This is a genomic window from Streptomyces sp. P9-A2 (genome assembly GCF_036634175.1).
Classification (GTDB): Bacteria; Actinomycetota; Actinomycetes; order Streptomycetales; family Streptomycetaceae; genus Streptomyces; species Streptomyces pratens.
The window spans coordinates 6,647,308-6,662,654 of record NZ_JAZIFX010000001.1 but is presented as its reverse complement, the minus strand read 5'-3'; the positions used below and the strand labels follow the sequence as shown (position 1 = coordinate 6,662,654).

General features: G+C 69.3%; 14 protein-coding genes and 2 pseudogenes. 10 read left to right on the top strand and 6 right to left on the bottom strand.

What is annotated here, in order from left to right; genetic code table 11:
* Positions 1-10: 10 nt before the first annotated feature.
* The 5 genes and pseudogenes from V4Y04_RS37865 to V4Y04_RS30125 form a co-directional block, all read left to right on the top strand.
* Positions 11-133: pseudogene (locus V4Y04_RS37865) on the top strand (acyl-CoA dehydrogenase family protein); the annotation flags it as partial.
* A complete protein-coding gene (locus tag V4Y04_RS30140) occupies positions 130-1,233 on the top strand; it encodes an enoyl-CoA hydratase/isomerase family protein (RefSeq protein WP_332431532.1) in 1,104 nt (367 codons plus the stop codon). The pseudogene V4Y04_RS37865 and the gene V4Y04_RS30140, both read left to right, overlap by 4 nt.
* A complete protein-coding gene (mmsB, locus tag V4Y04_RS30135; RefSeq protein WP_332431531.1) occupies positions 1,230-2,159 on the top strand; it encodes a 3-hydroxyisobutyrate dehydrogenase in 930 nt (309 codons plus the stop codon). The genes V4Y04_RS30140 and mmsB overlap by 4 nt, the downstream gene beginning before the upstream one ends.
* Positions 2,156-2,953: an enoyl-CoA hydratase gene (locus V4Y04_RS30130; RefSeq protein ID WP_332431530.1), complete on the top strand. Its 798-nt coding sequence runs from the start codon at positions 2,156-2,158 to the stop codon at positions 2,951-2,953. Before mmsB ends, V4Y04_RS30130 begins: the two co-directional genes overlap by 4 nt.
* A 45-nt stretch (positions 2,954-2,998) precedes the next feature.
* On the top strand, positions 2,999-4,501 hold the full coding sequence (locus V4Y04_RS30125) for an aldehyde dehydrogenase family protein (RefSeq protein WP_332431529.1): 1,503 nt from the start codon (positions 2,999-3,001) through the stop codon (positions 4,499-4,501).
* A gap of 437 nt (positions 4,502-4,938) precedes the next feature.
* On the opposite strand, the gene V4Y04_RS30120 is transcribed toward V4Y04_RS30125, so the two are convergent.
* The 5 genes from V4Y04_RS30120 to V4Y04_RS30100 form a co-directional block, all read right to left on the bottom strand.
* A protein-coding gene (locus tag V4Y04_RS30120) for an IS5 family transposase (RefSeq protein WP_332431528.1) occupies positions 4,939-5,803 on the bottom strand; the annotation gives its coding sequence in 2 pieces (ribosomal slippage) (positions 4,939-5,602 and positions 5,601-5,803; 867 coding nt in all).
* Between the two features lie 60 nt (positions 5,804-5,863).
* Positions 5,864-6,769 (bottom strand): ABC transporter ATP-binding protein, encoded by a 906-nt coding sequence (locus V4Y04_RS30115; protein ID WP_406467746.1) that lies wholly within the window; start codon positions 6,767-6,769, stop codon positions 5,864-5,866.
* Positions 6,736-7,191, bottom strand: a complete 456-nt coding sequence (locus tag V4Y04_RS30110) for a cobalamin B12-binding domain-containing protein (protein ID WP_326755480.1) — start codon at positions 7,189-7,191, stop codon at positions 6,736-6,738. Before V4Y04_RS30110 ends, V4Y04_RS30115 begins: the two co-directional genes overlap by 34 nt.
* Before the next feature lie 48 nt (positions 7,192-7,239).
* Positions 7,240-8,838 (bottom strand): acyl-CoA mutase large subunit family protein, encoded by a 1,599-nt coding sequence (locus V4Y04_RS30105; RefSeq protein ID WP_332431526.1) that lies wholly within the window; start codon positions 8,836-8,838, stop codon positions 7,240-7,242.
* 21 nt (positions 8,839-8,859) lie between these two features.
* Complete coding sequence (locus V4Y04_RS30100) at positions 8,860-9,129, bottom strand: NAD(P)-binding domain-containing protein (RefSeq protein WP_248844260.1); 270 nt, start codon at positions 9,127-9,129, stop codon at positions 8,860-8,862.
* Between the two features lie 570 nt (positions 9,130-9,699).
* Here V4Y04_RS30100 and V4Y04_RS30095 point away from each other — a divergent pair.
* The 5 genes and pseudogenes from V4Y04_RS30095 to V4Y04_RS30075 form a co-directional block, all read left to right on the top strand.
* A complete protein-coding gene (locus V4Y04_RS30095) occupies positions 9,700-10,209 on the top strand; it encodes an aldehyde dehydrogenase family protein (RefSeq protein WP_332433041.1) in 510 nt (169 codons plus the stop codon).
* A 5-nt stretch (positions 10,210-10,214) separates the two neighbouring features.
* A complete protein-coding gene (locus V4Y04_RS30090) occupies positions 10,215-11,363 on the top strand; it encodes an acyl-CoA dehydrogenase family protein (protein WP_332431525.1) in 1,149 nt (382 codons plus the stop codon).
* Positions 11,360-12,430: an enoyl-CoA hydratase/isomerase family protein gene (locus V4Y04_RS30085; RefSeq protein ID WP_332431524.1), complete on the top strand. Its 1,071-nt coding sequence runs from the start codon at positions 11,360-11,362 to the stop codon at positions 12,428-12,430. Before V4Y04_RS30090 ends, V4Y04_RS30085 begins: the two co-directional genes overlap by 4 nt.
* Before the next feature lie 106 nt (positions 12,431-12,536).
* Positions 12,537-13,799, top strand: a complete 1,263-nt coding sequence (locus V4Y04_RS30080) for an IS110 family transposase (protein ID WP_332431523.1) — start codon at positions 12,537-12,539, stop codon at positions 13,797-13,799.
* A gap of 51 nt (positions 13,800-13,850) precedes the next feature.
* Positions 13,851-14,297: pseudogene (locus V4Y04_RS30075) on the top strand (rhomboid family intramembrane serine protease); the annotation flags it as partial.
* 104 nt (positions 14,298-14,401) lie between these two features.
* On the opposite strand, the gene V4Y04_RS30070 reads toward V4Y04_RS30075, so the two are convergent.
* Positions 14,402-14,995, bottom strand: coding sequence for a TetR/AcrR family transcriptional regulator (locus V4Y04_RS30070; protein ID WP_332431521.1), 594 nt, complete (start codon positions 14,993-14,995; stop codon positions 14,402-14,404).
* Between the last annotated feature and the right edge of the window lie 352 nt (positions 14,996-15,347).

Sequence of the window (15,347 nt, the reverse complement as noted above, 5' to 3'; positions counted from 1 at the left end):
CGTACGTCCATACCTGTCGGAGTACGCCGTGGAGCGGATCGTGCGTGACCTACGGGCGCACCAGCTCCTCGAGGGCACCAACGAGGTCATGCAACTCATCGTCAATAGAGCAGTACTGGAGGTAGCAGCATGAGTGACCAGCCGACCATTGAGCCTTCGGTCCTCGCCGAGCGACGTGGTCCCCTTGGCCTGTTGACCCTCAACCGGCCTCGTTCGATCAACGCACTCACCCACGAGATGGTGGGCCTGCTGCAGGCGGCGCTCGACGACTGGGCGACCGACCCGGACGTGACCGCAGTAGTGGTCAAGGGGGCGGGGGCGCGTGGTCTGTGCGCGGGCGGCGACATCGTCTCGATCTACCAGGACGCCGTGTCCGGTGGACACGGGGCTGTGGACTTCTGGCGCGACGAGTACCGCCTCAACGCCTTCATCGCCTCCTACCCCAAGCCCTACGTCGCGCTCATGGACGGGATCGTGCTCGGTGGCGGCGTCGGTGTATCCGCCCACGCCAGCCACCGAGTGGTCACTGACAAGACGAGGGTCGGGATGCCGGAGACCGGCATCGGGTTCGTCCCGGACGTGGGCGGCACCTGGCTGCTCTCCCGTGCTCCCGGCGAGCTCGGCACCCTCGTGGCGCTCACCGCGGGCCACATGACCGCCGGCGACGCTATTGAACTTGGGCTGGCCGACCACTTCGTGGATTCCGCCGATCTCGAGACCCTCGTCGACCTGCTCGTGGACCACCCGGTCGACGAGGCGCTCACGAAGGTCGCCCGTCCGGCGCCGCCCTCGAAGCTCGCCGAGCAGCGGACCTGGGTTGACGCTGCCTTCACCCACAACACCGTCGCAGAGATCCTCGACGCACTGGACAGACGACCCGAGCCGGAGGCCGCCGAGGCCCTGGCGGCGATCCGCTCCAAGTCACCCACTTCCCTGGTTGTCACTCTCCGTGCGCTACGCGCCGCCCGCCGGATGACCCGGCTGGAGGAGGCGCTTGCCCAGGAGTTCCGGTTGGCGGTCCGCCTTCTGCGCGGCCACGACATGGCTGAGGGCATCCGGGCGCAGGTCATCGACAAGGACCGGAATCCGCGCTGGGAGCCGCCCCAGGTCGCCGGCGTCGATCCCGTCGAGGTCGACGCCCATTTCGCTTCGCTGGGGGACGCAGAGCTGGAGCTCGACCCCACCTCGTCAGTAGGCCCGGCCGCGGCGCCGGAGCAGGAAGGAACTGCATGAACAGGAAGATCGCGTTCGTCGGTCTGGGCAACATGGGTGGCCCGATGGCGGCGAACCTCGTGAAGGCGGGCTACGCCGTGACCGGGTTCGACCCCTCACCGGCCGCCTGTGAGCAGGCCGTGGAGAAGGGCGTCGTCCTGGCGGGGTCCGCGGCGGAGGCCGCCGCAGGGGCGGAGGCCGTCATCACGATGCTGCCGACCGGCGACCACGTCCTCGACGTCTACCTCGGCCGCCGTGGCGACACACCTCTGCTGGAGGCCGTCCCCCCCGACGCCCTGCTGATCGACTGCTCCACGATCGCCGTCCAGGACGCTCGGACCGCCGCCAGTCATGCGGTCGAGGCGGGCCACCGTGCGATTGACGCGCCGGTCTCCGGCGGGGTGGTCGGGGCCGCGGCCGGCACGCTCACGTTCATGGTCGGCGCCGACGAGGCCGACATCGACGAGGCGCGCACGATTCTCGAGCCGATGGCCGGCCGCGTCGTGCACTGCGGCGGTGTCGGTGCCGGGCAGGCGGCGAAGATCTGCAACAACATGATCCTGGGCATCTCGATGATCGCCGTGTCAGAGGCGTTCGTCCTCGGCGAGCGCCTCGGACTGACTCACCAGGCGCTCTTCGACGTGGCATCCACTGCTTCCGGACAGTGCTGGGCGCTGACCACCAACTGCCCGGTCCCCGGCCCGGCCCCGACCAGCCCCGCCAACCGGGACTACGCACCCGGCTTCGCCTCACCGTTGATGGCCAAGGACCTCGCCCTCGCCATGAAGGCGGCGGACGCCACGCTGACCGACGTCAGGCTCGGCAGGCTCGCCACCGACCTGTACCGCGACTTCGCCGTCGGCAGCGGCCGCACCCGCGACTTCTCGGCCATCATCGAGCAAGTCCGCCAGGAACCGTTCGAGCCCGCCCAGGAGGTAACCCGATGACCGCGACCCCCGAACAGCAGAATGGCTACGAGAACATCATCGTCGAGCGCCGCGGGCGAGTCGGCATCATCACGCTCAACCGCCCTCATGCGCTGAACGCCCTCAACGCCGCGCTCATGACAGAGGTCGTCGCTGCCGCAACCGAGTTCGATCAGGACCATGGCATCGGTGCGATCGTGCTGACCGGTTCGGAAAAGGCGTTCGCCGCTGGTGCCGACATCAAGGAGATGGCGAGCCTGACCTACGCCGACGTCTTGCTCTCCGACTTCTTCTCGGCATGGGACAGGTTCGCGGCCGTGCGCACACCCACGATCGCGGCCGTGGCCGGGTACGCCCTCGGCGGCGGCTGTGAGGTCGCGATGATGTGCGACCTGCTGATCGCGGCCGAGAACGCGCGGTTCGGGCAACCCGAGATCACCCTCGGGACGATCCCCGGCATCGGCGGAACCCAGCGGCTGACCCGGGCGGTGGGCAAGGCCAAGGCGATGGACCTGATCCTGACAGGCCGACTGATGGATGCCGCCGAGGCGGAGCGGGCCGGGCTGGTCTCGAGGATCGTGCCGACCGAGCGCTTCCTCGACGAGGCGATCGAGACCGCGGAGAAGATCGCCGCGATGTCGCTGCCGGCCGCATACGCCGCCAAGGAAGCCATCGCCCAGGCATTCGAATCCGCCCTCGCCCAGGGCGTCACCTTCGAGCGGCGTACCTTCCACGCCACCTTCGCCCTCGCAGACCGAGCCGAGGGGATGACCGCGTTCGTCGAGAAGCGGCCGCCCACCTTCGAGCACAGCTGAGCGACCCCGACCGATCAGACCCCCTGCCCAGAAAGCTGGCATCCGATGAAGCACCAGACTGTTCTCGAACTGAACGGCACCGAAGCCCCCGACTGGCCCATGTACATCGACGGTGAGTGGGTCGACTCGGTCGAGGGCGCCTGGACCGAGGTCGTGTGCCCCTCGCGGGCGGGCACCGTCCTGGCCCGGGTCCCCAACGGCTCCGCGGCCGACGTCGACCGCGCTGTCGCTGCCGCCCGAGCGGCGCAGCCGGCCTGGGCCGCCCTGCACTTCACGGCCCGGCAGCGGGCCCTGCTGCAGATCGCCGACGCCCTCGAGGGCGAGGCGGAGTCCCTGGCGGCCTTGACCGCACAGGACACGGGCAACGCTTTGCGCACCCAGGCGCGTCCGGAGGCGGCCACGCTCGTCTCGCTGTTCCGCTACTTCGCCGGCGTGGCCGGCGAGTTCAAGGGAACCGTGCTGCCGGCGGGCGAGAACCAGCTCCAGTACACCCGGCTGGAGCCGCTCGGCGTCGTCGGCGCGATCCTGCCGTGGAACTCCCCGCTGATGATCGCCGCAATGAAGATCCCGGCCGCACTCGCCGCCGGCAACGCCCTCGTCGTCAAGCCCGCCGAGGATGCACCGCTGACCATCCTCCGGCTCGCGGAGCTCGCCGCCGAGCACCTGCCCGCCGGCGTCCTCAACGTGGTCACGGGACGCGGCAGCATCGTGGGGGAGGCGATCGTGCAGCACCCCGGGATCGACAAGGTCTCCTTCACCGGCTCCTCGTCGGTTGGTCGGCACGTCGCCACCGCTGCCAGTGAGCGTCTGGCCCACGTGTCGCTTGAGCTCGGCGGAAAGAGCCCGAGCATTGTCTTCCCCTCCGCCGCGACCCCCGACCGAATCGACGCGACCGCCGCCGGCGTGCTCCTGGCGATGCGCTTCACCCGCCAGGGCCAGTCCTGCACCGCAGGCTCACGGCTGTTCGTGCACGAAGACGTCTACGAGGCCTTCCTGGACCGACTGGCGGCCCAGGTCGGTGCGCTTAAGGTCGGCGACCCGCTCGATGAGGCCACCGACATGGGGACGATCATCAACGCCAAGCAGCACCAGACGGTGCGTGAGTACGTCGAGGACGGCAAGAGCCAGCCCGGCGTGCGCGTCGTGCTCGACGGCAGCACCTTCAGCCCCGAGGGCCTCGAAGGCTTCTACCAGGGCCCGACCATCCTGGCCGGTGTGCGCAACAGCTGGCGTGTGGCCCGTGAGGAGATCTTCGGCCCGGTTCTGGTGGTCATCCCGTGGCGAGACGTGGACGAGGTCGTCGCCATGGCCAACGACTCCCACTACGGTCTGGCGGCCTACGTCTGGTCGGCCGACCTCGACGAAGCCCTTGCCACCGCCCACCGGATCGAGTCCGGCTGGGTGCAGGTAAATCAGGGCGGCAGCCAGATGGTCGGGCAGTCCTACGGCGGCTACAAGCAGTCGGGGACCGGGCGGGAGTTCTCCATCGAGGGCGCGATCGCCTCGTTCACTCAAACCAAGCAGATCAACGTGAGCATCCGGCGCTGAGCAATACGGTGTGGCCAGGATGTGCACCGGTGGCGGGCAGGCCTGGACGCACTGCTCCGGAATGGTTTGATGGTCCACCTGCAACCCCGCTGCGCGCGGTGCGAGCGGGACGGCGGGGCCGGCAGGATCATCCTTGAACGTCCGGAGACCCCCACGCCTTCGACCTGCCCGCAGCCCGCACACTCCGGGACGCGGTAACGCGCCGAAGACTCGGCGGTGCGCGGGGTCGCAGTCACCGCCGAGGGCAAACGGTTCCGCCCGGGCGGGGACGTGAACTCGTTCCTCGTCGCCCGACGGCGCTGCGGCGTATCTGCTCCTCCTGGCCAGCGCGCTGGAGCAGCAGTTCCGCCGGCTTTTCGAACCGGTCCAACCGGTCTTCCTGTGCCGGCACCCGGTCGTGGTCAGCATGGCATGAGGGGCCGACACCGCCGTCCACGTCACAGCCATTCGTTGATCGCTGCGACGTGGACGGTGGCCTGGAAACGGACGGCGAGCTTGTCGAACCGGGTGGCCACCGCCCGGTTGCGTTTGAGGCGGTTGATGCCGCACTCCACAGCGTGGCGGGCCTTGTAGTCCTCGCGGTCGAAGGCCGGGGGACGACCGCCGCTGCTGCCGCGGCGTTTGCGGTGGCCGATCTGGTCGGCCGGTTCCGGGATGGTGCTGCGGATCTTGCGCTTGCGTAAGCAGGCACGGTTGGCGCGCGAGGAACAGGCCTTGTCGCCGCGCACCCGCAGCGGTCGCCGACGCGGGCGGCCGGGCCCGAGCCGGGGCACGCGAATGCCTTCCAGCACGCCGGGAAATGCGGCCTCTCCCCCCCTCCGCCGGCCTGCGGTGACCAGCGGAGACAAGGGCCTTTGGCGTTGTTCGCAGGCCAGGTGGATTTTGGTGGTCCAGCCGCCCCGGGACCGGCCGAGTGCATGGTCGTCCGGCTCAACGCGGATGCCGCCGGGCGGCTCTTTCTGGCCCTGTCCGTCCCGGCGGGCGCCGGCCGCGTGCTGATGCGCCCGGCAGATCGTGGAATCGACGTTCACCTCCCACGTGATCAGCCCTGCCGCATCCGCCCGGGCCTGGAGACCGACCAGCACCATTTGCCACACACCGGCCCGCTGCGCGGCGGAAGAGCCCATAGACCGTCTGCCGGGGTCCGTATTCCACCGGCAGATCACGCCATGGAGCCCCCGTCCGCACCCGCCGTCGGATCCCATCAACCAGTCTGCGTCGGCATGCAGATGGCCTGCCGACCTGCGCCACGGGCAACAGCGGTTCCAGCACAGCCCACTGCTCATCCGAGAGAGCCCCCACGCCCCCACCGCGATCACCACGGCACGAGGCGCGGCAAGTAGCCCAGTCCTAAAACACGGCCTAACGGTGCTCGAAGACGGGCGGTCCGATCTCGGCTCTGGATCCGCCGCCGGTCCGGGGTCCTCGGTCGAGCGCCGTGTGGGACATCCCGCGGCCGGAGCGGGCGGTCCAGCGGCCGTCGCGCCGCTCGACCTCGATGGGCCGTTGGAAGCACGCGCTCATGCCGTCACTGGTGAGCACCTCTTCGACCGGACCGGACGCCTGGACCCTCCCGCCTCGCAGGAGCAGCGCGTGTCCGGTGCTGGCCGGCAGTTCCTCCACGTAGTGGGTGACGGTGACGGTGGTCAGGTCGGGGCGGGTCGTCGCGAGATAGTGCAGGGCGTCGATCACGTCCTCCCGGGACGGCAGATCGAGCGCGTTGTACGGCTCGTCGAGCAGCAGCAGGGACGGCTCGGACATCAGGGCCCTCGCGATGAGGACCCGGGCACGCTGGCCGCCGGAGCAGACGCCGTACGGGCGGTCCGCCAGGTCCTTGCAGCCCAGCTCGCCAAGCAGTTCGTGGGCCCGCTCGCGCGTGGCAGGGCCGTACTCACGCCACAGCGGCTGCACGGTCCCCGTCGCGCCGGTGAGGACGACCGCGTGCACGGTAGCGTCGCGCGGCACCTCCTGCCCCGGGGACACGAAACCGATGCGGGTGCGCAGTTCGCGCAGGTCGACGCGGCCGATCCGGTGGCCCAGCACGTCGACGCTGCCGCTGGTCGGATGCATGAGGGCGCCGACCAGCCGCAACATGCTCGTCTTGCCGGCACCGTTGGGGCCGAGCAGAGCCCAGTGCTCACCGGCCCGGATCGTCCAGTCGACGCGGTCGAGGATGACCTGACCGGCCGGGTACCGCAGGACGCTCACGCCGTTCAGCGCGGCCACGGTTGCTCTCACGAACCCACTCCCGTCGGACTGCCGCCGCATACGGGGGCGATCGGCGACGGAACCCCCACGTGCGCCTTGACCCACTCGACGACTTCTTGGGTGGGCGTGCCCGGGGTGAAGACGCGGGCGACGCCCATCCGCTCCAGCGGAGGGATGTCCCCTGTCGGGATGATGCCGCCGCCGAAGAGCGTGATGTCGGCCGCGTCGAGCTCCTTGAGCAGGTCGAGAACCCTGGCGAAGAGCGTCAGATGGGCACCAGACAGCACGGACAGGCCGATTCCGGCGACATCCTCCTGGATGGCCGCCTCCACGATCTGCTCCGGCGACTGATGCAGGCCGGTATAGATCACCTCGAGCCCAGCGTCGCGCAGGGCCCGGGCGATCACCTTGGCCCCGCGGTCATGACCGTCCAGACCGGGCTTGGCCACCAATACACGCAGGGGACTGGGTGTTGTTGTCATTGCCACTCACTTCTCAAGGCGTCCTGTGATGAGCACCGTTACGAACGTTCAGAAGGCGTCGCTCGGCACGTAGGTCCCCCAGATTTCCCGCAGCGCGTTGCACACCTCGCCCACCGTGGCCCGCGCGCGCAGGGCGTCCTTCATCGGGTACAGGACGTTGTCCTCGCCCTCCGCGGCCTTCTTCAGGGCCGCCAGGGCGGTGTCCACCGCCCGCTGGTCGCGCTCCGCGCGGAGCCTCGCCAGGCGTTCGGCCTGCTGGGCCTCGATCGCCGGGTCGACGCGCAGCGGCTCGTAGGGCTCCTCGGCGTCGAGCTGGTAGCGGTTGACGCCGACCACGACCCGCTCGCCGGAGTCGGTCTCCTGGGCGATGCGGTAGGCGGAGTGCTCGATCTCGCTCTTCTGGAAGCCGTGTTCGATGGCGTCGACCGCGCCGCCGAGGTCCTCGACCCGCTTCATCAGCTCCAGCGCGGCGGCCTCCACCTCGTCGGTCATCTTCTCGATGACGTAGGAGCCGGCGAACGGGTCGACGGTCGCCGTCACGTCCGTCTCGTAGGCGAGGACCTGCTGGGTGCGCAGGGCCAGGCGGGCGCTCTTGTCGGTGGGCAGCGCGATGGCCTCGTCGAAGGAGTTGGTGTGCAGCGACTGGGTGCCGCCGAGGACCGCGGCCAGGCCCTGCACGGCGACGCGCACCAGGTTGACCTCGGGCTGCTGGGCGGTCAGCTGGACACCGGCGGTCTGCGTGTGGAAGCGCAGCATCAGCGACTTGGGGTTCTTCGCGCCGAACTCCTCCTTCATGACCCGGGCCCAGATCCGGCGGGCCGCGCGGAACTTGGCGACCTCCTCCAGGATCGTCGTGCGGGAGACGAAGAAGAACGACAGACGGGGTGCGAAGTCGTCGACGTCCATGCCGGCCGCGACCGCGGTACGGACGTACTCGATGCCGTCGGCCAGGGTGAACGCGATCTCCTGCGCCGGGGAGGCCCCCGCCTCGGCCATGTGGTAGCCGGAGATCGAGATCGTGTTCCACTTCGGGATCTCGGCCCGGCAGTACTTGAAGATGTCCGCGATCAGCCGCAGGGAGGGCTTGGGCGGGAAGATGTAGGTGCCCCGGGCGATGTACTCCTTGAGTACGTCGTTCTGGATCGTGCCGGTGAGCTTGTCGGCCGGGACGCCCTGCTCCTCGGCGACGAGTTGGTACAGGAGCAGCAGGAGGGAGGCGGGCGCGTTGATCGTCATCGACGTGGAGACCTTGTCCAGCGGGATCCCGCCGAACAGCACCCTCATGTCGTCGATCGAGTCGATGGCGACGCCCACCTTGCCGACCTCGCCCGAGGCGATCGGGGCGTCGGAGTCGTGGCCCATCTGGGTGGGCAGGTCGAAGGCGACCGACAGGCCCATCGTGCCGTTGGCGATCAGCTGCTTGTACCGGGCGTTGGACTCGCTCGCCGTGCCGAAACCGGCGTACTGGCGCATCGTCCAGGGACGGCCGGTGTACATCGTCGGGTACACGCCCCGGGTGAACGGGTACGTCCCCGGCTCGCCCAGCCGCTCGGCCGGATCCCAGCCGGTCAGGGCGTCGGCTCCGTAGACCGGTTCGATGGGCAGCCCGGATTCTCCGAGCCGCGGCCCTCGAGGTGTCGGGGTCATGTGCGTGAGTCTTTCCTTCGGTCAGGCAAGGGTCGGGGCGAGCTCGCGGAGCCAGGCGCAGACGCTTTCGCTGTGCTCTCCGAGGCGCGGCGGCGTGAGGTGTCGCTGTCGGTCGCCATCGCCGAGGATCGCGTCCTGTAGGTGTCGTCCGGTCGGCAGCATCGTGATGACGACCTGGGCCTTGGCCACGGCGTCTGCGACGGAGCCGGCGGTGACAACTCCGGCCTGCCGAGCCGCCGCGGCAGCGTCCGAGGAGAGGTCGTGGCCACGAGGTTCGTGGCCGTGGGGCAGCCCATGTTGCCAAGACCGATGAACCCGGCAATGGCCATCCCACTACCTCCTGGTGCCGTGGAGTACGTACGGCGTCCAAGATCCGGCTTGCGTACCTGCTCGGGCAAGAGGCACTTTGACACAGCCGCTGTGCAAACATGCACACGTACGGTGGGGCTGGATTTACTAGGACGCCCAACTATATAGTCGCGGCGAAACCCCGCGGCGCAGGGAAGCCGGCGTGATCCGCCGCTGTGACCTGGGAGTAAGCCGTCGAGCAGGACGTCACTGACGAGCAGCCTGTCAAGCGGACGACACTCGCTGACCGAGCGTCAGAATACCGGCCGCGGGATGTTCCATGTTGTCCCCAAGGATGGAGCTGACACGCATGGCGTAGGTGCACAGTCACAATCCCGTCCGGTCCGCGCGAAGGGCCGTGCTCCACCACGGGGTTCAGCTGCGCTCGGCCGTCGCGTTCTGGCGGCCCTCAGCCATACGCGATCTCGCGCAACCCCGCATCCGTACGCCATGGCGTACGGATGCGGCGGCCCGGCGCGCCGTCCGGACCACCTGACGAGAGCTGGCACCCTCATGATCCATACCCAAGAACGCGCTTCTGTAGGCGAGTTGACCCACTTCTCCGGCGGCAGGCTCACCCCGGGCACCTCCGGTGCCTTTGGCGAGGTCCACGACCCCGACACCGGCGAGGTCCAGACCCGCGTTCCCCTCGCGAGCCGGGCCGAGACCGAGGAAGCGATCAACGATGCCGAGCGGGCACAGCATGAGTGGGGCCAGTGGAACCTTCAGCGCCGCGCCCGGGTACTGCTGCGGTTCCTGCAACTCGCCCAGCAGGAGAAGGACTCGCTTGCCCGGCTGCTGTCCGCCGAGCACAGCAAGACGGTCGCCGACGCGCACGGCGACCTCCAACCCGGTCTGGAAGCAGTCGAGTGTGAAGCAGGCATCCCGCACCTGCTCAAGGGTGAGTTCACCGACAACGCTGGCACCGGCATCGAATTCTGCATGCGAACGAAGACGGTCACCTCGCGTCGGCCCGCTGGCCTGAGGGAAGGCGCGAAGTTCACGATCCCGACGACGGGGTGAGCGCGATGACCTCCACCCTGCTCACCGAGGACCAGCAGGCCCTCGTCGAGACCACTCTCGACTTCGCCCAGGACCACCTCACCCCGCACGCCCTCGACTGGGACCGGGACAAGCACTTCCCCGTCGACGTCCTGCGCAAGGCCGCCGGGCTCGGCCTCGGCGGCATCTACGTCCGCGAGGAATCCGGGGGCTCCGGTCTCACCCGGGCCGACGGCGTCCTCGTCTTCGAAGCTCTCGCCTCGGGCTGTCCGTCCATCGCGGGTTATCTCTCCATCCACAACATGGTCGCCTGGATGATTGACCACTACGGCGACGCCTGCCAGCGCGAGCGTTGGCTGCCCCGCCTGTGTGCCATGGAGGACCTGGCCAGCTACTGCCTGACCGAGCCGGGCGCCGGCTCGGACGCGGCGGCCCTCACCACGCGGGCCACCCGTGACGGCGACCACTGGGTCCTCACCGGCGTCAAGCAGTTCATCTCCGGCGCCGGGACCTCCCAGCTGTACGTGGTGATGGCGCGCACCGGCAACGATGGCGCGGACGGCGTCTCCGCCTTCGTCGTCGACGAGGACGACCCCGGCCTTTCCTTCGGCCCCAACGAGCGGAAGATGGGCTGGAACGCTCAGTCCACCCGGCAGGTCGTGCTGGATGCCGTACGTGTCCCGGCTGATCGGCTGCTTGGCCGGGAGGGCCAGGGCTTCCGGATCGCGATGAACGGACTCAACGGCGGCCGCCTCGGCATAGCCGCCTGCTCCCTGGGCGGTGCCCGCAGCGCCCTCGACCGCAGCCTCGCCCACCTAGCCGACCGGGAGGCCTTCGGTCAGCGTCTGCTCGACGCCCAGGCACTGCGCTTCAGCCTCGCCGACATGGCGACGGAACTCGCCGCGGCCCGCGCCCTGGTCCAGCAGGCCGCCCAGGCACTGGACCGGGGCCACCCGCAGGCGCCGTACCTGTGCGCCATGGCCAAGAGGTTCGCCACCGACATCGGGTACGCGGTCGCCGACCGGGCGCTCCAACTGCACGGCGGATACGGCTACCTCAACGAGTACGGCATCGAGAAGATCGTCCGCGATCTTCGCGTCCACCGGATCCTGGAAGGAACCAACGAGATCATGCGCGTCATCGTGGCCCGCGGCCTCACGGAGGCGTTCGGATGACCGACAGCGAAGAGGCGGTCCGGCTCCACACCGCCGGACGCGTCGCCCACCTCACCCTCAACCGCCCCCGCGCCCTCAACGCCCTGAACCACGCGATGGTCCGCCAGATCGACGAAGCCCTCACCGCCTGGGAGCAAGACCCCGCGGTCGAGACGGTCGTCATCACCGGCGCGGGGGAACGCGGCCTGTGCGCGGGCGGCGACATCCGAGCCATCCACGACGACGTCCGGGACGGCGACGGCAGCACCTCAGCCGCGTTCTGGCGCGACGAATATCGCCTTAACGCCCGCATCGCGCGCTACCCCAAGCCCTACGTCGCCGTTATGGACGGCATCGTGATGGGCGGCGGAGTCGGTGTCTCCGCACACGGTAGCGTCCGTGTCGTCACTGAACAGTCCCGAATCGCCATGCCCGAGACCGGTATCGGTTTCGTACCGGACGTCGGCGGCACCCATCTGCTCGCCCTCGCGTCGGGGGAACTCGGCACGCATCTCGCCTTGACAGGCGCCGTCATCGGTGCCGGCGACGCCCTGCTCTGCGGCCTCGCCGACCACTTCGTCCCCTCCTCCGCCCTACCGCGCTTTGTCGCCGACCTCGCCGACCTGCCCGTGCGGGACGCCGTGGCCCGCCATGTGCGGCCCGCGCCGCAGGGGGAGCTGGCCGGGCGGCGGGAGTGGATCGACGCCTGCTACTCGGCCGGCTCGCTAGAGGAGATCGTCCAGCGGCTGCTCGCCCACCCCGACCCCGCCGCCAAGGAGGCCGCCGAGAGTCTGCTCGCCAAGTCGCCCACCGCGCTGAAGGTCACCCTGGCCGCCCTGCGCCGCGCCCGTCGGCTCGGCCCGCTGGAGCGGGTCCTCGACCAGGAGTATCGGGTCTCCTGTGTCGCCCTGACCGCCCCCGACCTGGTGGAGGGCATCCGCGCCCAGGTCATCGACAAGGACCGCAACCCACGCTGGTCGCCCGCCACCCTCGCAGAGGTCACCGAGGCCGACGTCGAACGCTTCTTCACCCCTCTCGGCGAGCGCGAACTGGGGCTGGCCGCCGGATCCGTCGCGGAAGTGGCCTAGACGGTATGTAGGTGCCGGTCGTGGGCCCGGGCCTCACTCACAAGTTGTCGTGGGTTTCCGGCCGGGCGCAGCCTGGCCGGTAGTGCCTACATTTACGGGAGGCCCGGTGTTTTCTGAGCGTACGAGCGTCGGGTTGGATGTGCATGCCCGCAGCGTGGTGGCGTGCGCGATCGACACAGTGACCGGGGAGTTGATCTGCTGTCGGCTCACGCCGCAGCATGTTGACGTCCTCGGGTGGATCAGTTGCCTGCCCAGTCCAGTCGCGGTGGCCTACGAAGCCGGGCCGACCAGGGTCGGCCTGGCCCTGGCGCTTTCGGTGGCGGGGATACACTGCGAGGTACTCGCGCCCTCAAGGCTGCAACGTCCGGCCGATGAGCGGGTGAAAACCGATGCGCGCGACGCTCCGCACTTGGCGAAGCTGCTGCGCCTGGGCGAGTTCACCGCGGTGCAGGTGCCGTCGGCGGCCGAAGAAGCCGCCCGGGATCTGGTGCGGGCGCGCGAGGATGTGCGCGGGGATCTGATGCGTGCCCGTTATCGGGTGAGCAAACTGCTGCTGCGCCAAGGGCTCGTGTGGAGCGGCGGGGTCACGTGGAGGCCGGCGCACCACGCGTGGCTCGGCGCGCAACGCTTCGACGACGTGGCGATGAAGGCCGCCTACGACAGTGCGTACGAGGCGGTGGTCCTGGCCGAAGGACGCCGGGCCCGTCTCGATAAAACGATCGCCGCGATGGCCGCCGACTCACCGTGGTCTGTGGTGGTCGCCCGGCTCGGGTGCCTGCGCGGAACCGACGCTCTCGCCGGCTTTGCCCTGGCTGTGGAAATCTGCGACTGGGAGCGGTTCACCGGAGCGAGCATTGGCGCCTACCTCGGGCTGGTACCGAGTGATGAGCTGCCCCGAGTTTCGCGATCCGATCACCGGGTTGATCTGTGCCCTGAAGTGACTCGCCAGGGTTTTCGCGGTCGAGTACTCGGTCATCTGGCGCTGCCGAGGCAGCCACGTTTGGGCGTACTCCTCTATCCTCTGCTGCCCCAGTTCCCGTTGCGCCTCCGCCACCGAGGGAGCCGTCTTCTTCCGGTCGGCGTACAGCTCCGTCAGCCGTTCGACCGCCGCGTCCTGAGTCCGATACCCGGTCTCCTCTCGCTGTTTTCCCCGAGCGTCGCGAAACCGGATGGTGCAGGCGTGCGGGCACCGGCTGGGCCTGGCGCAGTCCCAGGGCTCGAAGAAGGAGCCCATGCCGCGGGCGAGCCGACGAGCCAGGGAGCGACACCTTCCGGAGGACGAGCGGACCAGCGAAGGCCGGCTCTGCTGTCACGTCCCGCGGTCAGCAAGGCGGGGCCTCCCGCTCGCCGCTTGCTGGCTACTTGCTGACCTGGGGCTCAGCAATTATGCCTCTGACCTGCACTGATGCCCATCTTTTAGATCTTCGGCAACAACGTCGAGGACCGCATGGGCCATGTGCGGTACCTGCTGTTCTACCTGCTCTGCGGGTACGCGGCCGCATACGGATTCGCACTCACGAACACCGGCTCCGCCGCTCCCCTGATCGGTGCCTCGGGAGCCATCGCCGGCGTCCTCGGCGCCTACCTGGTGCTCTACCCGAGGGCACGCGTCTGGGTCCTCGTCCCCTTCCTGATCTTCCTGCCACTGCGCCTGCCCGCCTGGATCGTCCTGGGCCTGTGGTTCGTCCTGCAGGCGGTGTACTCGTCCGGCACGGGTGTCACCAGCACCGGAACGGTGGCATACGCGGCCCACGTGGTCGGCTTCGTCGTGGGCATGCTGCTCGCCTGGCCCCTCAAACCGGGCACTCCCCCACCGCCCGAACCGGGCGGCATCCGCTTCGGGCGGCAGACGCGAGGGGACTGGTAGGGCCGCACGCCCGGGGCCGGGCAGCGCAGGGAAAACCTGGACGGCTTCGCAGAAGTAACAGTGCGGCCCGCAGGCCGGGATGGTGGGAGCAGGGTCGCACGCCGTCAGGTGGTGTCCGCTCTGAGGATCGACGTGAGTGTGCGGTCGAGGATCCAGGGGATGTCCTTCTTCTTCAGGTGCCGGTGCTCGCCTTCGAGCGCAGCTGCGTGCAGCAGGCTGTAGAAAGTGGTCACCAACCAGTTGGTGGGGAGATCGGTACGGAAGACCCCCTCCTCCTGGCCCCGCTTGAGGACCGCCTCGACGCGTCCGAGGACCTTTGCGTGGTGTTTTCGGAGCTGAGCCGCCGGAACAGTGCCCTCCGCGATGGAGAGCAGAAAAACATGCTGCTCCAGAACGTCCCAGCTGGACCTCACCAACCGTGAGAACGCTTCCTCCGCATGCCCCTCGTCGAGCCGTTGCGCGGCGAGGGCCGAGTCGGCGCGCTCGACGGAGTGCTCCAGTACGGCGTCGAGCAGGGTCTCCCGGGACGGGAAGTGCGTGTACAGAGTCACACGGCTCACCCCAGCGGCGCTCGCCACCGCGGTCAGACTCACCCCCGGATCCTTACGGAAGCAGTCGAGTGCGGCCGTGACGATGGCGGCAATGCTCCGTTCCGCGTCGGCTCGACGCTTGGTGCCGGCGGCCTTCGACGGGGACACCCTGGTCGCTGACCTTGTTGTCGGGGATTTGTTGACTCGTTGCGACGACGTGGACATGGGACGGAGCGTATGTCACCTCCTTCCTGCGGTTCCAGACGCCGAAGGGCGCGGCTGATGGGGCGCTGCGCTGCGGAAGCACGGTCACCTGTCGGCGACCTTGGAATCGACGTGCGCTGTGACGAAGAGCCTGGGGCCGCCGCCCTCCGGCGGTGCCCCGGTGCCGTCGGCCCTGCCTTTCGGAATCAACAGGAAGGCCACGAGGACCCCACCGCGGCGACCGCTGCCCCATTGACTGCGCCCCTCTCCGAGGGGAGGGGCGCCATGCCTGAGACGTACGCGGAACGCGCCGCTT